Annotated in this window: 16 protein-coding genes; 9 read left to right on the forward strand and 7 right to left on the reverse strand. The window is 72.2% G+C overall.

Annotated features, from left to right (window positions below):
• The first annotated feature begins 329 nt into the window (after positions 1-329).
• A complete protein-coding gene (locus IG84_RS0107700; protein WP_031052951.1) occupies positions 330-2,843 on the forward strand; it encodes a Pls/PosA family non-ribosomal peptide synthetase in 2,514 nt (837 codons plus the stop codon).
• Between the two features lie 61 nt (positions 2,844-2,904).
• On the opposite strand, the gene IG84_RS0107705 is transcribed toward IG84_RS0107700, so the two are convergent.
• The 3 genes from IG84_RS0107705 to IG84_RS0107715 all read right to left on the reverse strand — a co-directional run bounded on the left by IG84_RS0107705 (position 2,905) and on the right by IG84_RS0107715 (position 6,719).
• A complete protein-coding gene (locus tag IG84_RS0107705; RefSeq protein WP_051861486.1) occupies positions 2,905-4,587 on the reverse strand; it encodes a sensor histidine kinase in 1,683 nt (560 codons plus the stop codon).
• A gap of 128 nt (positions 4,588-4,715) precedes the next feature.
• Positions 4,716-5,912 carry a serine hydrolase domain-containing protein gene (locus IG84_RS0107710; protein ID WP_031052955.1) on the reverse strand — a complete coding sequence of 399 codons (1,197 nt, stop codon included), beginning with the start codon at positions 5,910-5,912 and terminating at the stop codon, positions 4,716-4,718.
• Positions 5,913-5,975: 63 nt separating this feature from the next.
• Positions 5,976-6,719: a FadR/GntR family transcriptional regulator gene (locus tag IG84_RS0107715; protein ID WP_031052958.1), complete on the reverse strand. Its 744-nt coding sequence runs from the start codon at positions 6,717-6,719 to the stop codon at positions 5,976-5,978.
• Positions 6,720-6,840: 121 nt separating this feature from the next.
• Between IG84_RS0107715 and IG84_RS0107720 the strand changes: the two genes are divergently transcribed.
• Entirely contained in the window at positions 6,841-7,725 is an 885-nt protein-coding gene (locus IG84_RS0107720) for a carbon-nitrogen hydrolase family protein (protein ID WP_031052961.1), read from the forward strand.
• Between the two features lie 65 nt (positions 7,726-7,790).
• A complete protein-coding gene (locus IG84_RS0107725; protein ID WP_031052964.1) occupies positions 7,791-9,143 on the forward strand; it encodes an APC family permease in 1,353 nt (450 codons plus the stop codon).
• Between the two features lie 66 nt (positions 9,144-9,209).
• Here IG84_RS0107725 and IG84_RS0107730 read toward each other — a convergent pair whose 3' ends face one another.
• The 3 genes from IG84_RS0107730 to IG84_RS0107740 all read right to left on the reverse strand — a co-directional run bounded on the left by IG84_RS0107730 (position 9,210) and on the right by IG84_RS0107740 (position 13,179).
• Positions 9,210-11,579, reverse strand: coding sequence for an MFS transporter (locus IG84_RS0107730; protein WP_037799464.1), 2,370 nt, complete (start codon positions 11,577-11,579; stop codon positions 9,210-9,212).
• Between the two features lie 99 nt (positions 11,580-11,678).
• A complete protein-coding gene (locus IG84_RS0107735; RefSeq protein WP_078648677.1) occupies positions 11,679-12,305 on the reverse strand; it encodes a TetR/AcrR family transcriptional regulator in 627 nt (208 codons plus the stop codon).
• Between the two features lie 214 nt (positions 12,306-12,519).
• On the reverse strand, positions 12,520-13,179 hold the full coding sequence (locus IG84_RS0107740) for a 4'-phosphopantetheinyl transferase family protein (RefSeq protein WP_031052970.1): 660 nt from the start codon (positions 13,177-13,179) through the stop codon (positions 12,520-12,522).
• Positions 13,180-13,395: 216 nt separating this feature from the next.
• On the opposite strand from IG84_RS0107740, the gene IG84_RS0107745 reads away from it, so the two are divergent.
• The 5 genes from IG84_RS0107745 to IG84_RS0107765 all read left to right on the forward strand — a co-directional run bounded on the left by IG84_RS0107745 (position 13,396) and on the right by IG84_RS0107765 (position 17,869).
• On the forward strand, positions 13,396-13,911 hold the full coding sequence (locus IG84_RS0107745; protein WP_031052972.1) for a DoxX family protein: 516 nt from the start codon (positions 13,396-13,398) through the stop codon (positions 13,909-13,911).
• A 109-nt stretch (positions 13,912-14,020) separates the two neighbouring features.
• On the forward strand, positions 14,021-14,614 hold the full coding sequence (locus tag IG84_RS38755; RefSeq protein ID WP_051861487.1) for a hypothetical protein: 594 nt from the start codon (positions 14,021-14,023) through the stop codon (positions 14,612-14,614).
• The gene (locus IG84_RS0107755) at positions 14,611-15,156 is read left to right on the forward strand and encodes an RDD family protein (RefSeq protein WP_245659256.1); all 546 of its coding nucleotides are present in this window, start codon (positions 14,611-14,613) and stop codon (positions 15,154-15,156) included. The genes IG84_RS38755 and IG84_RS0107755 overlap by 4 nt, the downstream gene beginning before the upstream one ends.
• Positions 15,153-15,638, forward strand: a complete 486-nt coding sequence (locus IG84_RS0107760; protein ID WP_031052976.1) for a DUF1269 domain-containing protein — start codon at positions 15,153-15,155, stop codon at positions 15,636-15,638. The genes IG84_RS0107755 and IG84_RS0107760 overlap by 4 nt, the downstream gene beginning before the upstream one ends.
• Positions 15,639-15,829: 191 nt before the next feature.
• The gene (locus IG84_RS0107765; RefSeq protein WP_051861488.1) at positions 15,830-17,869 is read left to right on the forward strand and encodes a LuxR family transcriptional regulator; all 2,040 of its coding nucleotides are present in this window, start codon (positions 15,830-15,832) and stop codon (positions 17,867-17,869) included.
• Between the two features lie 83 nt (positions 17,870-17,952).
• Here IG84_RS0107765 and IG84_RS0107770 read toward each other — a convergent pair whose 3' ends face one another.
• Positions 17,953-18,222 carry a hypothetical protein gene (locus IG84_RS0107770; RefSeq protein ID WP_051831192.1) on the reverse strand — a complete coding sequence of 90 codons (270 nt, stop codon included), beginning with the start codon at positions 18,220-18,222 and terminating at the stop codon, positions 17,953-17,955.
• 328 nt (positions 18,223-18,550) lie between these two features.
• Between IG84_RS0107770 and IG84_RS0107775 the strand changes: the two genes are divergently transcribed.
• A complete protein-coding gene (locus tag IG84_RS0107775; protein ID WP_031052981.1) occupies positions 18,551-19,852 on the forward strand; it encodes an MFS transporter in 1,302 nt (433 codons plus the stop codon).
• Positions 19,853-19,905 lie beyond the last annotated feature (53 nt).

A 19,905-nucleotide genomic window follows, 5' to 3' on the forward strand; every position in this document is an offset into this window, starting at 1 on the left:
GTTCGATTCCGGGTGCCCGGGGCCGGTTCCCGCCATGCGGCGGGGGTGCTCCGGCCGGTCGGCGGGATGTGATCAGCCGGTCGGCGGGGCGGCACCGGCCGTCCGGCGGGGCGGCTCCGGAAACCTGGGGGATCGGTTCGGTGCCGTCCGCTCCGAAGACTGTGGAGCCGTGCGAAGGGCGGCCGCACCACCCAGCGGCCGCCCCCTTCCATCCACTTCCCCCAGTCCACTTCCCCCGGCATCGGACCATCCCCCCACCGCGCCGGCGGGCGGCAGGCGCCAATCGGCCTTTCGCCCGTCGGCTCGATCGTCACTCTCAAGGAGTTCAAGTGGTGGGAAAGAATGTCCAGGTCTCGACAGCCGACCTGGACGTACCCGTACCCGCAACCGTCCCACGCGCGTACGCCGCGCCCGCGGCCGGCACCGAGAGCCAACTGGCCGAGGTGCTGGCCGGCGTCGTACACGTGGAACACGTACCGCCCGACAGCCACTTCTTCGACGACCTCAGCGCCGATTCGCTGCTGATGGCACAGTTCTGCGCCCGGGTCAGGAAGCGTGCGGACCTGCCGTCGGTGTCGATGAAGGACATCTACCGGTACCCGACGATCCGCAGCCTGGCGTCGGCGCTCCCGGAGCCCGCGCCCGCGCCGGGCCCCACCGAGTCACCGGCACTGGCGCCGCCCCCCGAGGCCGTGGCACCGGCGAGGGCGGGCACGCCGCAATACGTCCTGTGCGGGGCGCTGCAGCTCCTGATCTTCCTCGGCTACACCTACCTCACCGCACTGGTGATCGCCCGCGGCTATGACTGGATCGCCGGCGGAACAAGCCTGCTCGACAGTTACCTGCGGGCTGTCGTGTTCGGCGGCGCGGTCTTCGCCGCCGTGTGCGTCCTGCCGATCCTGGCCAAGTGGCTGCTCGTCGGCCGGTGGACGGCGCAGCGGATCCGCATCTGGAGCCCGGCGTACCTGCGGTTCTGGCTCGTCAGGACGCTGGTCCAGATGAACCCGCTGGTCCTGTTCGCCGGTTCACCGCTCTATGTGCTCTATCTGAAGGCGCTGGGCGCGCGGATCGGACGCGACGTCACGGTGCTCTCCAAGCACGTGCCCGTCTGCACCGACCTGCTCACGGTCGGCGACGGCACGGTCATCCGCAAGGACGCGTACGTCACCTGCTACCGGGCCGAGGCGGGCTGGATCCGGACCGGCCCCGTCACCCTCGGCAAGGACGTGTACATCAGCGAGGCCACGGTGCTCGACATCGACACCTCGCTCGGCGACGGGGCCCAGCTCGGCCATGCCTCGTCGCTGCACGCCGGGCAGACGGTCCCCGCCGGCGAGCGGTGGCACGGGTCGCCCGCGCAGCCCGCCGGGACGGACTTCCGCACGGTCGGCCCCGCCGACCTCCCCATGCGGCGCAAGGTGGCCTACAGCGTCACGCAGCTCCTGACCATGCTCTTCGTGTACCTGCCGCTGGTGATCGGCGGCGTGGACCTGCTGCTCGCCGAGGCACCGCAGCTCACCGCTTTCCTGTCCGACCAGCCGCCGCCCGTCACCAGTTGGGCGTTCTACCGTGACGCGCTGGCCGTGTCGTTCGTGCTCTTCTTCGGCTCGCTGATCCTCGGCCTGCTCCTCGTGTGCACGCTCCCCCGCCTGCTGCACCTCCTGATCAAGCCGGACCGGGTCTATCCGCTGTACGGGTTCCACTACTCCGTCCACCGGGCGATCGCGCGGCTGAGCAACAACAAGTTCTTCCTGCGGCTCTTCGGGGACAGCTCGTACATCGTCCACTACCTGCGCGGCCTCTCGTACGACCTGAACGAGATCGAGCAGACGGGGTCGAACTTCGGCACGGACGTGAAGCACGAGAGCCCGGTTCTGAGCTCCATCGGCACCGGCACCATGGTCGCCGACGGCCTGTCGCTCCTGAACGCGGAGTACTCCAGTACGTCCTTCCGCCTGACCCGGGTGACGATCGGTCCGCACAACTTCCTCGGCAACCAGGTGACTTACCCGGCACGGGGGCGGACAGGGGACAACTGTCTGCTCGCCACGAAGGTGATGATCCCCGTCGACGGGCCCGTCCGGGAGGGCGTCGGGCTCCTGGGCTCGCCCAGCTTCGAGATCCCGCGCACCGTCGAGCGCGACACGTCCTTCGACCACCTCCGGGACGGCGACGCGTTCCGCCGCCGGCTGCGGGCCAAGAACCGGCACAACCTCATCACCCTCGGCTCGTTCCTGCTCGCCCGGTGGATCTACACCTTCGGCGTCCTCGCGGTCGGCTGGGCCATGGTCGCGCTGTACTCCTCGTGGGGTGCGGTGGCGATCGCGCTGGCGACCCTGCTGACCCTGGTGTTCAGCGTCCTGTACACGGGGATCCTGGAGCGCGTCAGTACCCGGTTCCGGCGGCTGGTCCCGCGCCTCTGCTCGATCTACCACCCGCACTTCTGGCAGCACGAACGCTTCTGGAAGCACCAGGCGATGGAGCTGCGGCTGCTCAACGGCACGCCGTTCAAGGGCCTGTTCTGGCGGCTGGTGGGCGTCCGCCTCGGCCGGCGGCTCTTCGACGACGGCGCCCGGATGCCGGAGCGGACGCTCGTCACGATCGGCGACGACTGCACGCTCAATGTGGGCAGCGTCATCCAGTGCCACTCCCAGGAGGACGGCACCTTCAAGTCCGATCACAGCACGCTCGGGAACGGCTGCACCCTGGGGACCGGCACCCTGGTCCATTACGGCGTGACGCTGGGCGACGGCGTGACGCTCGCGCCCGACTCGTTCCTGATGAAGGGCGAAGAGGTGCCCGCCCACGCACGCTGGGGCGGGAACCCGGCCCACGAGCTGTGAGAGCCCCACCGGGGTGTGGTGCCGGGCGGTTGCCGCCCGGCACCACTCCACCCCCGGCTCGTCACCCGTTGCCGTCCGGCCGGTCGCCCTTCGGCCGGGTGCCGTTCGGCAGCGGGACGTGCCAGACCAGGCGGGTGCCGCCGCCGGGCGGTGCCTCCAGCCGCAGGCGGCCGCCGAGCTGCCCGGCACGCCACCGGATGTTCGCCAGCCCGCCCTCGCCCGCGTCCGGCGGGCAGCCGCCGTTCGCCGCCGGGCCGCGGTCCAGGCCCACCCCGTCGTCCGTGACCGTGAGGACCACGTCGTCCGCCACGGTCAGGGCGACGTCCACGCGCCGGGCGCGCGCGTGGCGGGCCGTGTTGCTCAGTGCCTCGGTCAGTACCGGCAGGAGCTGCCCGGCCGTCGTCGCGGGCACGTCGGTGTCCACCGGTCCTTCCATCCGCAGGGACGGGGCGAAGCCGAGCGCCTGCCCCGCCGACTCCACCACGTCCAGGACCCGCCGGCGCAGCCCGGCGCCGTCCCGGGGCTCGGCAGCCGTCCGCAGCCCGAAGATCGTGGACCGGATGATCTTGATCGTCTCGTCCAGGTCGTCCACCGCGCGCCCGACGCGCGCCGCCGCCTCCGGCCGCTCGATCAGCCGCTCGGCGCTCTGCAGCGTCATCCCCGCCGCGAACAGCCGCTGGATCGCGAGGTCGTGCAGGTCCCGGGCGATCCGGTCCCGCTCGCGCAGCGCGTCCACCTGCTCCGCGGCGCGGCGCCGGCGGTCCAACTCCAGGGCGAGCGCCGCCTGTTCGGCGAAGCCGGAGATCAGCTCCACCTCACCGTCGGAGAAGTGCTGCCGCCCGGCGGCCCGGCTCAGCCACAGCGCCCCGCCGGCCCGTGCGTCCAGCAGCAGCGGCACGGCGACCGCGGGCCCCGCCGCCCGGTCCCGCTCCCGCAGCGCGTACGAGCGGGGGTCGGTGCGCAGATCCGCGGTGACGGCCGGCTCACCCGTGCGGGCGGCCAGCCCCGCGAGGGAGCCGTCGCCCGGCACCACGGTCCCGTCGAGCCGCTCCGCGTCCACGCCCTCGGCCACGACCGCGGTCAGCTCGCCCGTACTCGCGTCCGGCAGGAACACCACGACCGAGTCGGCGACGGCCAGGTCGCCGCTGCGCCGGGCGATCAGCCCGAGCACCTCGCGGGTCGCCGCGCCCGACAGCAGCGACCGGGTGATCTCGCCCAGCGCCTCCAGCCACTGCTCCCGCCGGCGGCTCTCGTGGTACAGCCGCGCGTTGTCGATGGCGACGCCGGCGGCGGCCGCCAGCATCGAGAGCATCGCCTCGTCGTCGGCGTCGAAACGGGCGCCGCCGCGCTTCTCGGTGAGGTACAGATTGCCGAACACCTCTTCGCGGACCCGCACCGGCGCACCCAGGAACGTGCGCATCGGCGGGTGGTGGGCGGGGAAGCCGCCGCTGCCTTCCTTCAGGTCGGTCAGTCGCAGCGGCCGCGGATGGCGGATCAGCTCCCCGAGGACGCCGTGCCCGGCGGGCAACGGGCCGATCCGCGCGGCCAGTTCCTCCGAGAGGCCGACGGGCAGGAACCGCGACAGCCGCTGCGCGTCCCCGATCACGCCGAGCGCGCCGTACTCGGCGTCGGCCAGCACCACGGCCGTCTCGACGATGTGCCGCAGCACCTGATCGACGCCGAGCTCGCCACCGGCACTCAGTACCGCGTCCAACAGGGTGCACGTGCGCCGGTGCGACGGCATGGGGACGCCCTCCCCACTCCCCCGTCTTCGGTCCGCTTTTCGGCAGAGTAACCCGGAGGCTTTCCTTCCCACCCCGCGCTGCCGCCAATGGCCGGGAGCCCGGCCCCGGCGGCTTCACAAGACGCGCATCACTCCCGGGAATTGCCGAGCGCCGGGGCCGCGTACACCGCTTCGACCAGCTTGAGGCTGCGGAGGTCGCCACCGGTCGTGCTGCCGCCGAACTTGTTCATCGTGTACGCGTAGGACAGCCGGTTCTCCGGGTCGGCGAAGGCCAGCGAGCCGCCCGCGCCGCCGTGGCCGAACGTGCCGGGGTTGGGACCGAGGTAGCCGAAGCCGTTGAGCATGTACCCGGCCGCCCAGGCGAACGGGAGCTGCTCCGGGGCCGCGGCGCTGAGCACCAGGTCGATCTCGTCGCCGGCGCTCTGCCGCGCCCGCATCGCCGCCAACGTGTCCGCGCCGACCAACTCGCCGTTGGCGAGGGCGCGGTAGACCGTGGCCAGGCCGCGCGCGGTGGCGTTGCCGTTGGCCGCGGGGATCTCGGCGCTGCGGCACGGCGCGCTGTTCACGTCCCCCAGGGGCAGATGGCCCATGGCCACGGCCACGCCCGCCAGCGGGTGCGCGTCCAGCGACCGGATCGGCCCCTCGGGCATCCCGGGGAACATCGCACGCAGCGTGCCGCCCCCCTCGGGCCCGATCATCTGCGCACAGCGGGCGTGCTCGGCTTCGGGGGTGCCGATGTACAGGTCGGCGCCGAGCGGTTCGGTGATCTCGGTGCGCAGGAAGGTGCCGAGCGAGATGCCGGTGATACGGCGGACGAGCTCGCCGACCAGGAACCCGAAGCTGACCGCGTGGTAGCCCTGGGCGGTGCCCGGCTGCCACCACGGTTCCGTGGCGGCCAGGACCGCGCAGGTCTTCTCCCAGTCGTACACGTCCCCCGGGGCCAGGGGCTCGCGCGGCGCGATCAGGCCCGCGCGGTGGGAGAGCAGCCAGCGCACCGGTATGTCGCCCTTGCCCTCCTGGGCGAACTCCGGCCAGTAACGGGAGACGGGCGCGTCGAGGTCCAGCTCCCCGCGGTCCACGAGCAGATGGGCACAGAGCGCGGTCATGCCCTTGCCGGTGGAGTAGACGTTGACCAGACTGTCCCGCTCCCACGGGCGGCTGCGGCCGGCGTCGGCGTGCCCGCCCCACAGGTCCACGACGAACTCTCCGTCGACGGTCACCGCGAGCGCGGCGCCGACCTCGCCGCGCTCGGCGAAGTTGCGGGCGAACTCCTCGCGGACGTTCTCGAACCCGGGGGCACAGATGCCCTGTACGACCACTGTCACGTTCCCTCGCCTCTCGCAGGCGTCCCTGACAGGACGAATGGTTGCCTTCGGCAACGTAACCCGTCAGGAATCGTTCAACAAGTGCATGAACATCGTGTCGTGCAGGGTGCCCACATGGCGCCCGGCGACCTCCGCCGCGGCGGCGGAATCACCCTGACGCAGCGCCTCGACGAGGAGGCGGTGTTCGCCGTTGGACTCGCGCAGGTGGTCCAGCGGGTACGGCAGGTAGTAGTGGTACAGCTCCTTCAACGCCAGCCCGTAGGGCTCGACGACCGACGGCAGGCCGGTGGCGGCCGCGACGGCGAGATGGAACCGCTCGTCCCAGCGGTGGAATTCGGCCCAGCTCTCCGCCCCGTCCATCTCCTCGACCAGGCGCCGCAGCTCACGGTCGGCCGCCTCGTCCAGACCCCGTGCGGCGGCGAGGTGGGCGATGCCGCATTCGAGGACGAGGCGGTGGTCGATCAGGGCGTGCACGTCGGGCGCCGCGGCCCGGTAGGACTCCACGGCGCCGACCGCGCCGCGGGGCGGATGCTCCGCCACGAGGGTGCCGCCGGTACGCCCCCGCCGGCGCTCCAGCACGCCGTCCTTGCACAGGGCCACGAGGGCGCGGCGGACAGTGATCTCGGAGGTGTCCAGCGCCCCGGCGATCCGGTCGCTGGCCGGCAGCCGCTCGCCGGGTTTCAGGAGACCCAGGTCGACAGCGAGTGCGATACGGGCCCGCACCGCGTCCAGCGCCGACAGCCGGCGGATGCCCGTCAGCGGCGGCGCGCTCAGGGCGTGCGTGGTACGGGAAGGAGAGTCGGCCACAGGATCACCGTAGCCAAAAAACTGCTCATCTTGAACACTCTTGTTTAACTGATCAATGTGCTCTATTTTTCTCGGGCATCCGCCGCCCACCCTCCCGTTCCCCTCGAAGCAGGTGACGTCCATGTCCCGCCCGCTGCCCGTCGCGCTCGCCCAGGCACCGGCCCGCCCCGCCGAGGCGCCCCTGTCCGGGTTCGCCGACGACGTCCACGCGCTGCTGGACAAGTTCCCGCGGACGCGGCTGGTCGCCTATCCGGAGCTGCACCTCTGCGGCGTGGAGGGCAACCGTGCGGAGAGCGAGGCCCGGCTGCAGGACGCCGCCGAGCCGCTCGACGGCCCACGGACCAAGGCCCTCGCCGAGCTCGCCGGTGACCTCGGCGTCTGGCTGCTGCCCGGCACCGTGTGCGAACGGGGGCCCGGCGGCGAGCTGTTCAACACCGCCCTGGCCTTCTCCCCCGAAGGCAAGCTGGCCGCCTCGTACCGCAAGGTCTTCCCCTGGCGGCCGTACGAGCCGTACGCCTCCGGAGACCGCTTCGTCGTCGCGGATCTCGGTGACGTCGGCCGGGTCGGCTTCGCGATCTGCTACGACGCCTGGTTCCCGGAGGTCGCGCGGCAGCTCGCCTGGATGGGCGCCGAGGTCATCGTGAACCCCGTCATGACGACCACCGCCGACCGGGTGCAGGAGCTGGTGCTCGCGCGCGCCAACGCCATCGTCAACCAGGTGTACGTCCTCAGCGTGAACACGGCGGGCCCGGACGGTACCGGGCGCAGCCTGATCGTCGACCCCGAGGGCCGGGTCCGTACCGAAGCGGCGGACTCCGCTCCCACCGTCCTCACCGACGTGCTCGACCTCGATGACGTCAAGCGGGTCCGCACCCACGGGACGGCGGGCCTCAGCCGGATGTGGGACCACTTCGAGGAGCGGGACGCCGCCATCGAGCTGCCGCTGTACGAGGGCCGGATCGACCCGCGTACCTGGCGCCCCGGCCCGCACCGCGCCCGCCCCTGATCCCATGCCCTTAACAAGCCCCCTGAGCCCTCTCCCCTCTGCACCACCACCCCTGGAGCCCCGCCGTGACCGAGCCAGCCCCCGCGCTCCGCCGGACCCTGACCCTGAAAGGCGTCGTCGCCTTCGGCCTCGCCTACATGGCCCCACTGATCGTGCTCGGCACCTTCGGCGTCGTCGCCGGTGAGACGCACGGCGCCGTGCCCACCGCGTATCTGCTCGCCATGGTCGCGATGATCTTCACCGCGCACAGCTACGGCAAGATGGCGGCCCGCCATCCCGTCGCCGGCTCCGCCTACACCTACGTACGGCGTGCCATCGACTCGCGGGCCGGATTCCTCGTCGGCTGGGCGACCCTGCTGGACTACTTCTTCCTGCCGATGGTGATCTGGCTGATCGGCGCCGCCTACCTCAAGGCCGAGTTCCCCGGCGTCCCGTCCTGGGTGTGGATTCTCGCCTTCATCGCCCTCACCACCACCCTGAACATCTGCGGCATCCGCACCGCCGAGCGCGCCAACGACCTGCTCATGGCCTTCCAGGTGCTGGTGATCGGCTTCTTCGCCGTCCTCTCCCTGCTGCATGTCTTCCACCAGGGCGGTACCGGGGCGCTGTTCAGCACGACGCCGTTCGTCAACGACGCGACCACCGTGACCGGCATCTCCGCGGGTGCGGCCGTCGCCGCGTACTCCTTCCTCGGGTTCGACGCCGTCACCACTCTCACCGAGGAGGCCGTCGACCCGAAGCGGACCATTCCGCGTGCCATCCTGCTCACCGCCCTGATCGGCGGCGGCATCTTCGTCGCCCTCGCCTACACCACCCAGCTCGTCCACCCCGGCGCGGCGTTCGACGAGCCCGACTCGGCGGCCTTCGAGATCGCGAAGACCATCGCGGGCGACCTGTTCGCCTCCTTCTTCCTCGCCGGCCTGGTCGTCGCGCAGTTCGCTTCCGGCATCGCCGCCCAGGCCAGCGCCTCCCGGCTGCTGTACGCCATGGGCCGCGACGGCGTCCTCCCCCGCCGCCTCTTCGGCTACCTCCACCCCCGGCTCCGCACCCCCGCGCTCAACATCGCCCTCACCGGCCTGATCGGCCTGATCGCCCTGCGGCTGAGCGTGACGACGTCCACGTCCTTCATCAACTTCGGCGCCTTCACGGCCTTCACGCTCGTCAACGTCAGCGTCATCGCGACGTACCTGCGCGAACGCCGCGCCGGGACCCGGCTCAACCCGGTCACCTACCTGGCCTTCCCCGCCGTCGGCGCCGCGGTCGACCTCTGGCTCCTCAGCCGCCTGGATGGCAAGGCGCTCACCCTCGGCCTGATCTGGCTTGCTCTCGGCATCTGCTACCTCGCCTACCTCACCCGCCTGTTCCGCGTCCCTCCGCCGGAGATGGACTTCGCCGAGCCGGCAGCCGAGACAGCATGAGACCCCGGGGAGGCACCGGCAGCACGCCGATGCCTCCCCGGGGTCCGTGGCCGGGGCGCGGGTCCGTCAGTCCCCGTGGGAGAGGACGATGTCGAAGCCGTCCTGGCCTTCTTCGGTCACCGTCAGCGGGGCTGCCGCCGGCGGGTAGCCGCTGGCCACGACCGTGTACTCGCCGCCGGACAGGTCGGTGAACGCGTAGGCGCCGTCCGGGCCCGTCGTGCGGACCGCCACCACATTGCCCGCGGGGTCCAGCAGCGAGACGCGGGCTTCACCGAGCGGCGTGCCGGCGCCGTTGTGCACCGTGCCGCTGAGCGTCGCGGCGGGCTGCAGCACCGCGTCCTGGCGGGTCGGTACGCCGCCGGAGACCTCGACGATGCCGGCGTACGGCTGGAAGCCCGTCGCGCTCGCCGTCAGGGTGTAGACGCCCGGTACGAGAGAGGGCAGGCGGTAGCCGCCGTCCTCGCCGGAGGAGGCCGTTTCGATCACGTCACCGCGCTCGTCGGTGGCCACGACCAGGGCACTCGGCACCGGCGACGAGCCGGCCCGCACCGTGCCTTCGAGGCCGCCGGTCCCGGCGAGCATCAGGTCGAAGGCGACCGGTTCCTCGCCGACGGCCAGGGTGGCCACCCGCGGCTGGTGCCCGGCGGCCGCGCCGACGAGTACGTAGCTGCCGGCGGCCGGGGTGGCCATGGCGTACTGGCCGTCCGCTGCCGCCGTGGCGCGGCCGAGCTGGCTGCCGTGGGAGTCGATCAGCGTGACGGCGGCCGCCGGCACGGGCGCACCGGCCGCGTCCAGCACCCGGCCGTGCACGGAGGGACCGGCCGGCGTCGCGGCCGCGGCCGTCACCGGAAGCTCGGCCGTGCCCGTGCCGTCCTCCGGTACGGACTCGTCGTGCGCGGCCCCGTGGCGGCCGTGGTGCTCCGGCTCCACCGGTACGGCCGGGCCGTGATCGGCGACGGCCTTGCCCCTGCGGTACAGCAGCAGCGTGATGACCAGGCCGGCGGCGAAGAAGGCGGCGGCCCACCAGTACGCCACGTCGTAGCTGTGCAGGGCCGCTTCCGCCTGGTTCAGCTTCGTCGGCCTGCGGTCCGAGAGGTAATCGGTGACGGCGCTGGCGGCCATCGTGTTGAACAGCGCGGTGCCGATCGAACCGCCGACCTGCTGCATCGTGTTGACCGTCGCCGAGGCGACGCCCTGGTCGCTGGGTGCGACGCCCAGCGTGGCCAGGCTCATCGCGGGCGGCATGACCATGCCGAGGCCGAAGCCCATCACCAGCAGCGGCGGCAGGACGTGCGCGGCGTACGTGCTGTCCAGGTCCAGCCGCGTCAGCCAGATCATGCCGGCCCCGGCGAACAGCATGCCCAGCGGCACGATCGGCTTGGGCCCGATCTTGGGCACGAGGATGTTCATCGACAGCTGCGCCATCACCATCAGCATGCCGACCATGGGCAGGAAGGCGAGACCGGTCTTGACCGGCGTGTACGCGAGGGTCTGCTGCAGGTAGTACGTCAGGAAGAGGAAGACCCCGAACATGCCGGCGCCGGAGATGAACACCGATATGAAGGACGCGGCGCGGTTGCGGTCACCCAGTACACGCAGCGGCAGCAGCGGATGCCCGGCGCGCGTCTCCCAGAGCACGAACGCGAGGAGCAGCACGCCGCCGCCCGCGAGGAACGCCCAGCACATCCAGTGGCTCCAGGCGTGCGTCTCGGCGCTGGAGAAGCCGAAGACGATACCGAAGAGCCCTGCGGCCACGAGCAGCGTGCCGAAGAGGTCGAGCCGGGGACGCGCGGTGGGCGCGGGGCGGCGGACGAAGATCAGCGCGCCGATGACCGCCACGACGGCGATGGCGAGGTTGACGTACAGGGTCCAGCGCCAGTCCAGGTGCTCGGTCAGTACGCCGCCGAGCAGCAGCCCGATGGCGCCACCGGAACCGGCGATCGCACCGAAGATGCCGAACGCCTTGGCACGTTCCTTGGCGTCGGTGAAGGTCGTCGTCAGCAGGGACAGCGCGGACGGCGCCAGCAGCGCGCCGAACAGTCCTTGCAGCGCCCGGCCGATGACCAGCATCGAGAAGCCGTTCGCGGCGCCGGCCAGGGCCGAGGACCCGGCGAAGCCGACCAGGCCGATGATCAGCGTCGTCTTCCGCCCGAAGAGGTCGGCGAGCCGCCCGCCGAGCAGCAGCAGGGAGCCGAAGGCGAGGGAGTAGGCGGTGACGACCCACTGCCGGCCGTCGTTGTTGAAGCCCAGGTCGCGCTGGGCGGACGGGAGGGCGATGTTCACGATGGTGGCGTCCAGCACCACCATGAGCTGGGCGAGGCCGATGACGGCCAGCACCCACCAGCGGTGGGGGGTGTGCCCCGTCGCCCGGCCGCCGGACGGCGCCTCGGCCGGCTGCCCGGCGTCGGCGCCTGCATCGACACGGGTGGAGGTCATACGGAGTCCTTCGGATCTTCCGGGGTCCGGTGCTCCTCTTCCGGGGCCCCCGGGGGGTGGTTCTCGTGCGTGCCGCCCGGCGGTGTGCCCAGGCCGGCGTCAGGTCCGCAGCAGGGCGGGAAGCACCACGGCGTCCAGATAGCGCGTGAGGTACGCGGCATCCGCGGGGCGTTGCTCGATCATCGGGCGCGAAAAGACGGCGCCGGACAGTGCGTGCGGGAAGAAGGGGATCGCCGGGCAGTCGGAGTCGACCTCGCCGCGGGCGACCGCCCGGTCGAGCATCGCCTGCATCACCTCCAGTTCGGGTTCGATCAGGGCCGTGTGCATGGCCTCGGCCAGCTCCGGATCCCGGTGCACGGCGTGCGTGATCCCGCGCATCAGGTCGATGTCCTTCTTGGCGTCCCCGACCCGCCGGGCGAGCTCGTGCACGTCACCGCGGAGCGAACCGGTGTCCAGGTCCTCCAGCGAGAACGGCCGCAGATGCCGCAGCGCGGCGCAGACCAGCCGGGGCTTCCCGTGCCAGCGGCGGTACAGCGTGGCCTTGCTGCACCGGGATCGGGCGGCGACGGCGTCCAGCGTGAGGTTCTCGTACCCGACCTCGCGCACCAGGTCCAGGACCGCGGCGTACAGCTCGCTCTCGCGCTCCGGCGAGAGCCGCGTCCGGCGTGCTGCCCCTTCGCCGTGGCGCGGCGCGGGGGTGGCGGACGGCGGCGTGGTGACGGACATGTCCACCCCGAACAACGGATCGAAACTGTTTCGTACTCTTAAGCCTCTTCGAGCGTACGCCCCGCTCCGATCGAAACGCAAACGTACCGATAGCCACTCCTGTGACCTGCGGTTCCGCGGCTTCACGACCCATTTGCACCCTTTGACGCCGGGCTGCGGGTCCTTTACCAGGCTGCGCTTCCACCCGCCGCCCCGCATCCGCTGCCGCGCGGTCTCACGCGGGCAGCACCACGGCCGTCGTCACCAGCCCCGAGCCGATCAGCCACCGGCCGCTGAACCCGGTGAACTCCCGGCCCCGGACGACCGGCCCGGGGACGAGGAGGCGGGCGGTGAAGGTGGCGTCCGTCGGGTCGAGGGTCAGGTGCGCCTCTTCGAAACCGAGCCAGCGGCGGGCGAGCGGATACCACGCCTTGTAGACGCTCTCCTTCGCGCTGAAGATCAGCCGGTCCCAGCAGACCTCGGGCATCAGCTCGGCCAGCCGGGCCAGTTGGGCCCGCTCCTCGGGCAGGGTGACCAGCTCCAGTACGCCCTCATCGGCCACCGGCTCGTGCGGCTCCGCGTCCAGCCCCAGGGTCAGTACGTCCGTGGCCCGCGCGACCGCGGCGGCGCGGTAGCCGGTGCAGTGGGTGAGCGCCCCGACGACGCCGGCCGGCCAGCGCGGCGCGCGGTCGGGCCCCGGCAGCAAGGGCCCGGGGGCGAAGCCCAGCCGGGCGAGCGCGTCCCGGGCGCAGCCGCGCACCGTACCGAACTCCTGCTGCCGCTTGGGTACCGCGTCGGCCACTAGGGCCAGCTCCTCGGGGAACATGTCCGACACGGGCGCGTCGTGGAACGTCTCGGCGGTGATCACGGGGGCGGGCAGCAGCTTGTCGATCATGCGGGGACCCCGGTGGTGGTGGCGGGCAGGGCGCGGATCTCGTAGGTCACGACTGAAGTAAAGACGGTACGGGGCGGAGAGTGAAGGGCGGCCGGGGCGGGCCCGGCGAGGGCGCCGGCGCGGCGGGCGCAACCGGTCCGGCCGGTAGTTGCCCCATCCGAGGGGCGCGGGCGGAACCTAGGGATGAGGTCCGGCCGGAAGGGGCACTCGTGGGCCATGCTTGTACTGCGACTTCTCGCCCGGCCCATGCTGGCCTCGACCTATGTCATCCAGGGCCTCCAGACCCTGCGCGATCCCGAGCCCCTGGTCCCGGCCGCCGAGCCGATCGCCCAGCCGATCGCCCAGCGCATTCCCGGTCTGCCGGAACAGACCGAGCAGCTCGTCCGGATCAGCGGCGGCGTGCAGCTCGTGGCCGGCTCCCTGCTGGCGATCGGCCGTTTCCCGCGGGCCTCCGCGCTGGCCATCGCGGCCACGCTGGTGCCCACGACCCTCGCCGGACACCGGTTCTGGGAGGCCGAGGACGAGGCGACGCGCACCCAGGAGCGCATCCAGTTCCTCAAGAACCTCTCCATGCTCGGTGGGCTGCTCATCGCCTCGGCGGACACCCAAGGCAAGCCGTCCCTCGCCTGGCAGGGCCGGCACGCGGCACACCAGGCCCGCCGCGAGGCGGCGCTGCGCGCCCGCACGGCCCGCAGGACACACAAGATCAGCAGCCGGCTGCCGATCGGCTGACCGGGTACCGCGGACCTGCCTGGCGTACGTAGCCGGCGTACGTACGGCCTGCGGCCGGTCACCCGTGGCGGAGGAGGCCGGGCCCCGGCGGGCGTGCTGCGATACCGCTGTGAAGGAACACACCGGCGGCTGCGCCGTCGCCTGGGGCCGGGCCGCTGTGCGCTGGGCCGTACCGGCCGGTGTGGTCCAAGTCGCCGGTGCTGTAGGTGAGTTGACCCGCGCCACGGCCCGTACGACGCTCCGTACGACGGCCCAGGTAGTGGTCCGTACTGTGGTGCTCCCCGTGCTGGAGCAGCTCGACCTGGATGCGGTGGTGGCCCGGGTGGACCTCGACGCGGCGGTGGCCCGGGTCGACCTCGACGCCGCTGCGGACCGGGTCGATGTGCGAAGGATCGCCGACCGGGTCGACATCGACGCGATAGTGGCCCGGATCGACCTGGTCACGATCACCGAACAGGTGCTCCGGGAGATCGATCTCAGCCGGGTCGTGCGGGAGACCAGCGGCGGGATGGCCGAGGAGTCCGTCAACGCGGTCCGCGTCCAGGCCATGCACGCCGACCGCTTGGTGAACCGGGCCGCTGACCGGCTGCTGCGCAGGCGCGGTAACGGCACCCCACCGGAGCTTCCAGGGCTCGGCCCGCCCGGTCCCGATCCACCGCCCGGTCCCGGTCCACCCGTGCCGAAGGACGACGCGCCGCCGTGACCGAGCCCGGGAGGCAGTACGACCCGGTCCGGATGCAGGGGCGGGCGGCGGGACTGGTGTCGCGTACCGTCGCCGCGCTCATCGACGCCTTCGCCGTCCTCGGCATCGGGCTCGCCGCGCTGCTGGCCGCCGGGGCCGTGCGCTTCATGGTCGTCGGGCCGCCGTTCACGATTCCGCACCTGCCGCCCCGGATCAGCACCGCGTGCGGTGCCGCCCTCGCGGTCGGCTACCTCGCGGGGAGCTGGCTGACGGCCGGCCGTACGGCGGGGGCCCGGCTGATGGGGCTGCGGGTGGCCGCGCGGTCGGGACGGCCGCTCGGGCCCGGCCGCGCCCTGTTGCGGGCGGCGCTGTGCGTGGCGTTCCCGTGGGGCCTGCTCTGGATACCGCTCAGCCGGCACGGCCGGTCGCTCCAGGATCTCGTGGTGGCCAGCGTCGTCGTCCACGACTGGCACGGGCGTACTTCACCCGTTCCGGGTGACGCGGCCCGGCGCGCGCGGCGGCTCAATGGGGCGTCGGATCAGATCCGTAGGAGGCTGCGATGACCGATCTCGTCGTACTCGGTTTCCCGGACAAGGAGAAGGCCGAGGCCGTCATGCGGCTCGGCAGGGAACTCTCCCGCCAGGAGCTGCTCGACCTGGAGGACGCCGCGCTGGCGTGGCGGACGCAGGACGGCAAGATCCATGTGGAGCAGACGTACCACCCCACCGCCACGGGGGCGGCCGGCGGCGCCCTGTGGGGAACGCTGTTCGGCATGCTCTTCCTGATGCCGGTCTTCGGCGCGGCCGTCGGCGCCGCCTCGGGTGCGGCCATCGGCAAGCTCACCGACGTGGGGGTGAACGACGCGTTCATCAAGGAGGTGGCCGGCACGCTGGAGCCCGGGCGCGCCGCGGTGTTCGCCCTCGTGCGGCGGTCCACGCCGGACCGGGTGCGGGAGGCGCTGCGCCCGTTCAACCCCACCGTCCTCCGTACCTCGCTCACCAAGGACCGCGAGGAGGAACTGGTCTCCGCTCTCCAGGGGACGTGACCGACGCAGCAAAGAGACCGGGTGGCCCCGGCCGGTTGAGGAAGGCGGCACGGCTCCCGGAGTGAGATGCGTCCGTACGGACTGCCGCGCGCACGAAAGGACGGCACACTCGTCGGACACATCCGCTCCGGGAGCGACTCGGACACATCGAGGCGGCTCCGGGAGCGACACCGCGACGCGAGGGGCCGGCGATGGGCGAGTCCCCGGACGCACCGCTCGTCCCCCGGCCCCGGCTGGTGGAACGGCTCTCCGCGGGCGTACTCGGCCCACTGACCGTGGTGATCGGCCCGCCCGGTGCCGGCAAGTCGGCCCTTCTGACGCAGTGGGTGCACACGGGCACAGCACCGGGCCCGGTGGCCCGGGTGACGTGTGACGACGCCCCGGAGCCGCCGGGCCTCTTCTGGGCGCGGGTGACACGGGCGTTGGGGGCGGCGGGCGTTGCCGTACCTGACGGGGACGCTGTACCGGGCGGGGAGCGGCCCGGTCCCACGTGCGACGGCCTCGCGACGGCCGCCCGGCTCGCCGAGGTGCTGGCGGCCCGGCGCGTCCCGGTGGTCCTGGTACTGGACGGTTTTCGGGCCGGGGCCGGCGCGCCGTGCGCCGCCGGGGTGGCATACCTGCTCGCGCACGCCGGCCGGGCGCTGCGGCTGGTGGTGGCGGCGCGCGGGGACCCGCCGCTGCACCTCCACCGGCACCGCCTCGCCGGCGACCTCACCGAACTCCGCACCGGCGCACTGGCCTTCGACGACCGGGAGACGGCGGAGCTGCTCGCGCTCCACGGCATCACACTCCCCCGTCGCGCCGTGGCGTCGCTGCGCGAGCGCACCGAGGGCTGGGCGGCGGGGCTGCGGCTCGCCGCCCTGGCCCTGGCGCGGCAGCCCGATCCGGAGCGGTACGCGATGCGGTTCAGCGGGACGGACGACGCGGTCGTCGGCTACCTCGTCGAGGAGTTACTGGACGGACAGCCGGCCGAAGTGCGCCGCCTGCTCCTGATGACAAGCATCCTGGACCGGGTGAACGCTCCGCTGGCCGCCGCGGTGGCGGGCGACCGGGCGGGCCGGCGCTTCGCCGTCGTGGCCGGCGAGCACGCGTCCCTCGAGGCGTGCGGGCAGGGCTGGTACCGGTACCACCGCATGATCGGCGAGGCGCTGCGTCGCCGGCTGCTCGAGGAACACCCGGGGCAGATCGCCGCACTGCACCGCCGGGCAGCGGCCTGGCTGGGTGACAACGGCCCGCTCTCCGGGGCGGTGGGCCACGCACTCGCCGCGGACGACCGCCCGTACGCGCACCGGCTGATCGTCCATCACCTGGCGATAGGCCAGATCCTGGGCCTGACGGCAACGCGACTCCCCCACACCGCAACTGGAAGTGCCTCATCCGCAGTCGACGGCAGCCCCGAGACCGCACTCGTCACCGCGGCGAGCACGCTGTCGCACGGCGACATGACGGCGTGCGCCACCGTCCTGACGCAGGCGGAATGCCTGCTCGCCGGTACCGCAACGCCCGCCGACCACGCCACCCAGGCCCGGCTCCACCTCACGCACGCGGTGATCCGTACACAACTGGAGCGCCTCCGGGACCCCGTAGCGGCGCCGGCCGCTGCGGCCGAGGCGCAGCGCCTCTTCGCGCTCCTCCCCCGCGAGGCCCAGGCGGACCACCCCGAACTGCGCGCCCTGATCCAACTGGTCCGCGGCGGAGCCGAGCTGCGGCGCGGCCGGCTGACGGCGGCGGAGAGCGCCCTGACGACAGGGCTCAGGGCGGCCGGTACCGCGGGAAACGGGGCGCTGCGCCGGGACTTCCTCGTCGAACTCGCCCTCCTGGAAGGGCTCCGCGGGCGGTTCCGGGCCGCCGCCGAACTCGCCGCGACCGCCCAGCGGCCCCCGCTGCCCGCCTCCGCCCCCGGAGACCCCTCGCACGCCGCGCTCCAGATGGTCCGCGCCTGGACCGGCCCGTCCCACAACGGGACGTCCCCGGCCGGCAACGGAGCGCCCCCGGCCGGCGACAACGGCGCCGCCCGGCAGCCGGCCGTGGCACTCAGCAGGCGTGAACTCGACGTACTGGCCCAACTGGCGCGCACGATGGCCACGGACGAGATCGCCGCCGAACTCCAGCTCTCGGTCAACACCGTCAAGACGCACCTGAAGAGCGTCTACCGCAAGCTGTCCGTGAGCCGCCGCACCGCCGCCGTCCGCCGCGCCCGCGAACTGGGGCTTCTCCCCCACCTCACATAACGCCGATGAGCCACCGATACGACGACGGGGCGGGCCGGAAGACCGGCCCGCCCCTCCGCATCGGCGGTCGCGTCAGCGAATGTTCAGCGGGTGTAGCGCATCAGAGTGCGGACCATGTGGCAGGTGGTGTCGGACGGGCGGTGGATGCCGACGAGCGCGGCGGTGTCACGGATGAGTCGGTTCGGCGCGCGGTCCGGCGTGTGGACACCGGAGTCGAGCAGGGCGATGGCCAGACGCATGGCCTTGAGCCGGCGGTTGTGAGCGATGTACCACTCGCGCGGCCGGCCTGCCGGCAGCGGCTTCTTCGCGAGCGGGGCGTACGGCAGGTCGAACAGCGGGCGCGTCGAAGACATTGCGGCAGCCGTCACAGGGTCCCTCCTGTCGTGGTCGAGAGCCCCGGACCCCCCGTGAGCTCCCTCGAACACTGCTTCTATTTTAGTCGATTCCGGCCAGCTCCAACACCCCTTCAGAGGGCTCTTTTTCGCAGGTCAGCGGCATAATGCGCCCCTCAGGAAGCGCAGTTCGCGACGTCTCCGACGAGAGCTGGACCGATCAGGCCACCTGAAAGGTTTCAATACAAAAAATCCGTGCCACCTATTGACTCCAGAGACCCTCCCATCCATGGTTTGAGTCGTTTCAAAACGCACCCGCAAAGAACCACGCAAGGCCGAAGGAGTCCAGGTGACATCCGTGCAGAGCACGCAGTCCGCCGCCGACGGGGCGGCCGGGGACGGCGCCGTCTCGCGGCAGCAGTGGAAGTGGACCGGGCTGGCCGGCATGGCGTCCTACCTCGACGCCGGGTCGATCGTCGCGCTCAGCTCCGGTCTCGCCCTCTTCCAGGACCGCTTCGGGCTCTCCGAGAGCGGCCTCGGCGCGCTGACGGCCATCGGCCCCAACGCCATCGGCGCGGCGATCGGCGCGTTCATCGGCGGGCGACTGGGCGACAAACTGGGCCGTAAGCGGATCTACCAGTACGACCTGCTCGTGTACGCGGCGGCCATCCTGCTCATCGCCTTCGCGGTCAACCCGCTGATGCTGTTCACCGGCACCTTCATCGTCGGCCTGGCCGTCGGCGCGGACGTGCCGACCTCGCTCGCGCTGGTCGGCGAATTCTCCCCGGCCAAGGCGCGCGGCAAGCTGCTCGGGCTGACCCAGGTGACCTGGAGTCTCGGCCCGGTGGTCGTGCTGCTGGTGGCCTGGGCCCTGTCGGACCTCGGCCTGCTCGGCATCCGCATCGTCTTCCTGCACCTGTTCGTGGTGTCACTGGTGACATACGCGCTGCGCCGCGGCATGGTCGAGTCGGCGGTCTGGCGGACCGCGGCGAAGGGCGGCGCGGCGGCCCGCCCCAAGGTCCGCGAGCTGCTGCGCGGCGCGCATCTGCGGGCGCTGCTGTTCACCGGCGGCATCTACCTCTTCTGGAACCTCGCGGCCGGCACGAACGGCATCTTCACCCCGTACATGGTCCAGAGCCTGGGCGCGGGCAGCCAGGCCACCAGCGTCGCCCTGTCCTGCGCCAGCTTCGCGCTGGTGATCGTCGGTACGGTCGCGGTCTACATGCGCTACGCCGACCGCGGCCACCGCTACCGCAAGGTGATGTGGATCGTCGGCTCGGTGATGCAGGTCTGTGCATACGGTGTCTTCCTCGTCCTGCCCTTCACTCTCCCCGTCATCGTCTTCAACGTGGTGCTCTTCGGTGTCGGTCAGGCCATGGCGGGCGAGGCCGTCTACAAGACCATCAGCCAGGAGGTCTTCCCGACGATGCTGCGCGGCACCGCGCAGGGCATCACCTTCGGTACCTCCCGCGTCGTCCTCGGCGTCTGGTCGTTCTTCGTGCCCGCCCTGGCGAGCACCGGCATCGCCCCGGTCGCCACCTTCCTCACCGCCTCACTCCTCATCTGCGGCGTCATCGGCCTCTTCATGCCGAACACGGCGGGCAAGTCACTGGAGCAGGTGGAGGCCGAGCGGGCCGTCACTCGCGGGTGAGTTGGCGTTCATCGGATCGCGTTTATTGGATGGTACCAATTCAGTCTCCCGCT

The sequence above is a fragment of the Streptomyces ochraceiscleroticus genome, from assembly GCF_000720485.1.
Taxonomy (GTDB): Bacteria; Actinomycetota; Actinomycetes; order Streptomycetales; family Streptomycetaceae; genus Streptomyces; species Streptomyces ochraceiscleroticus.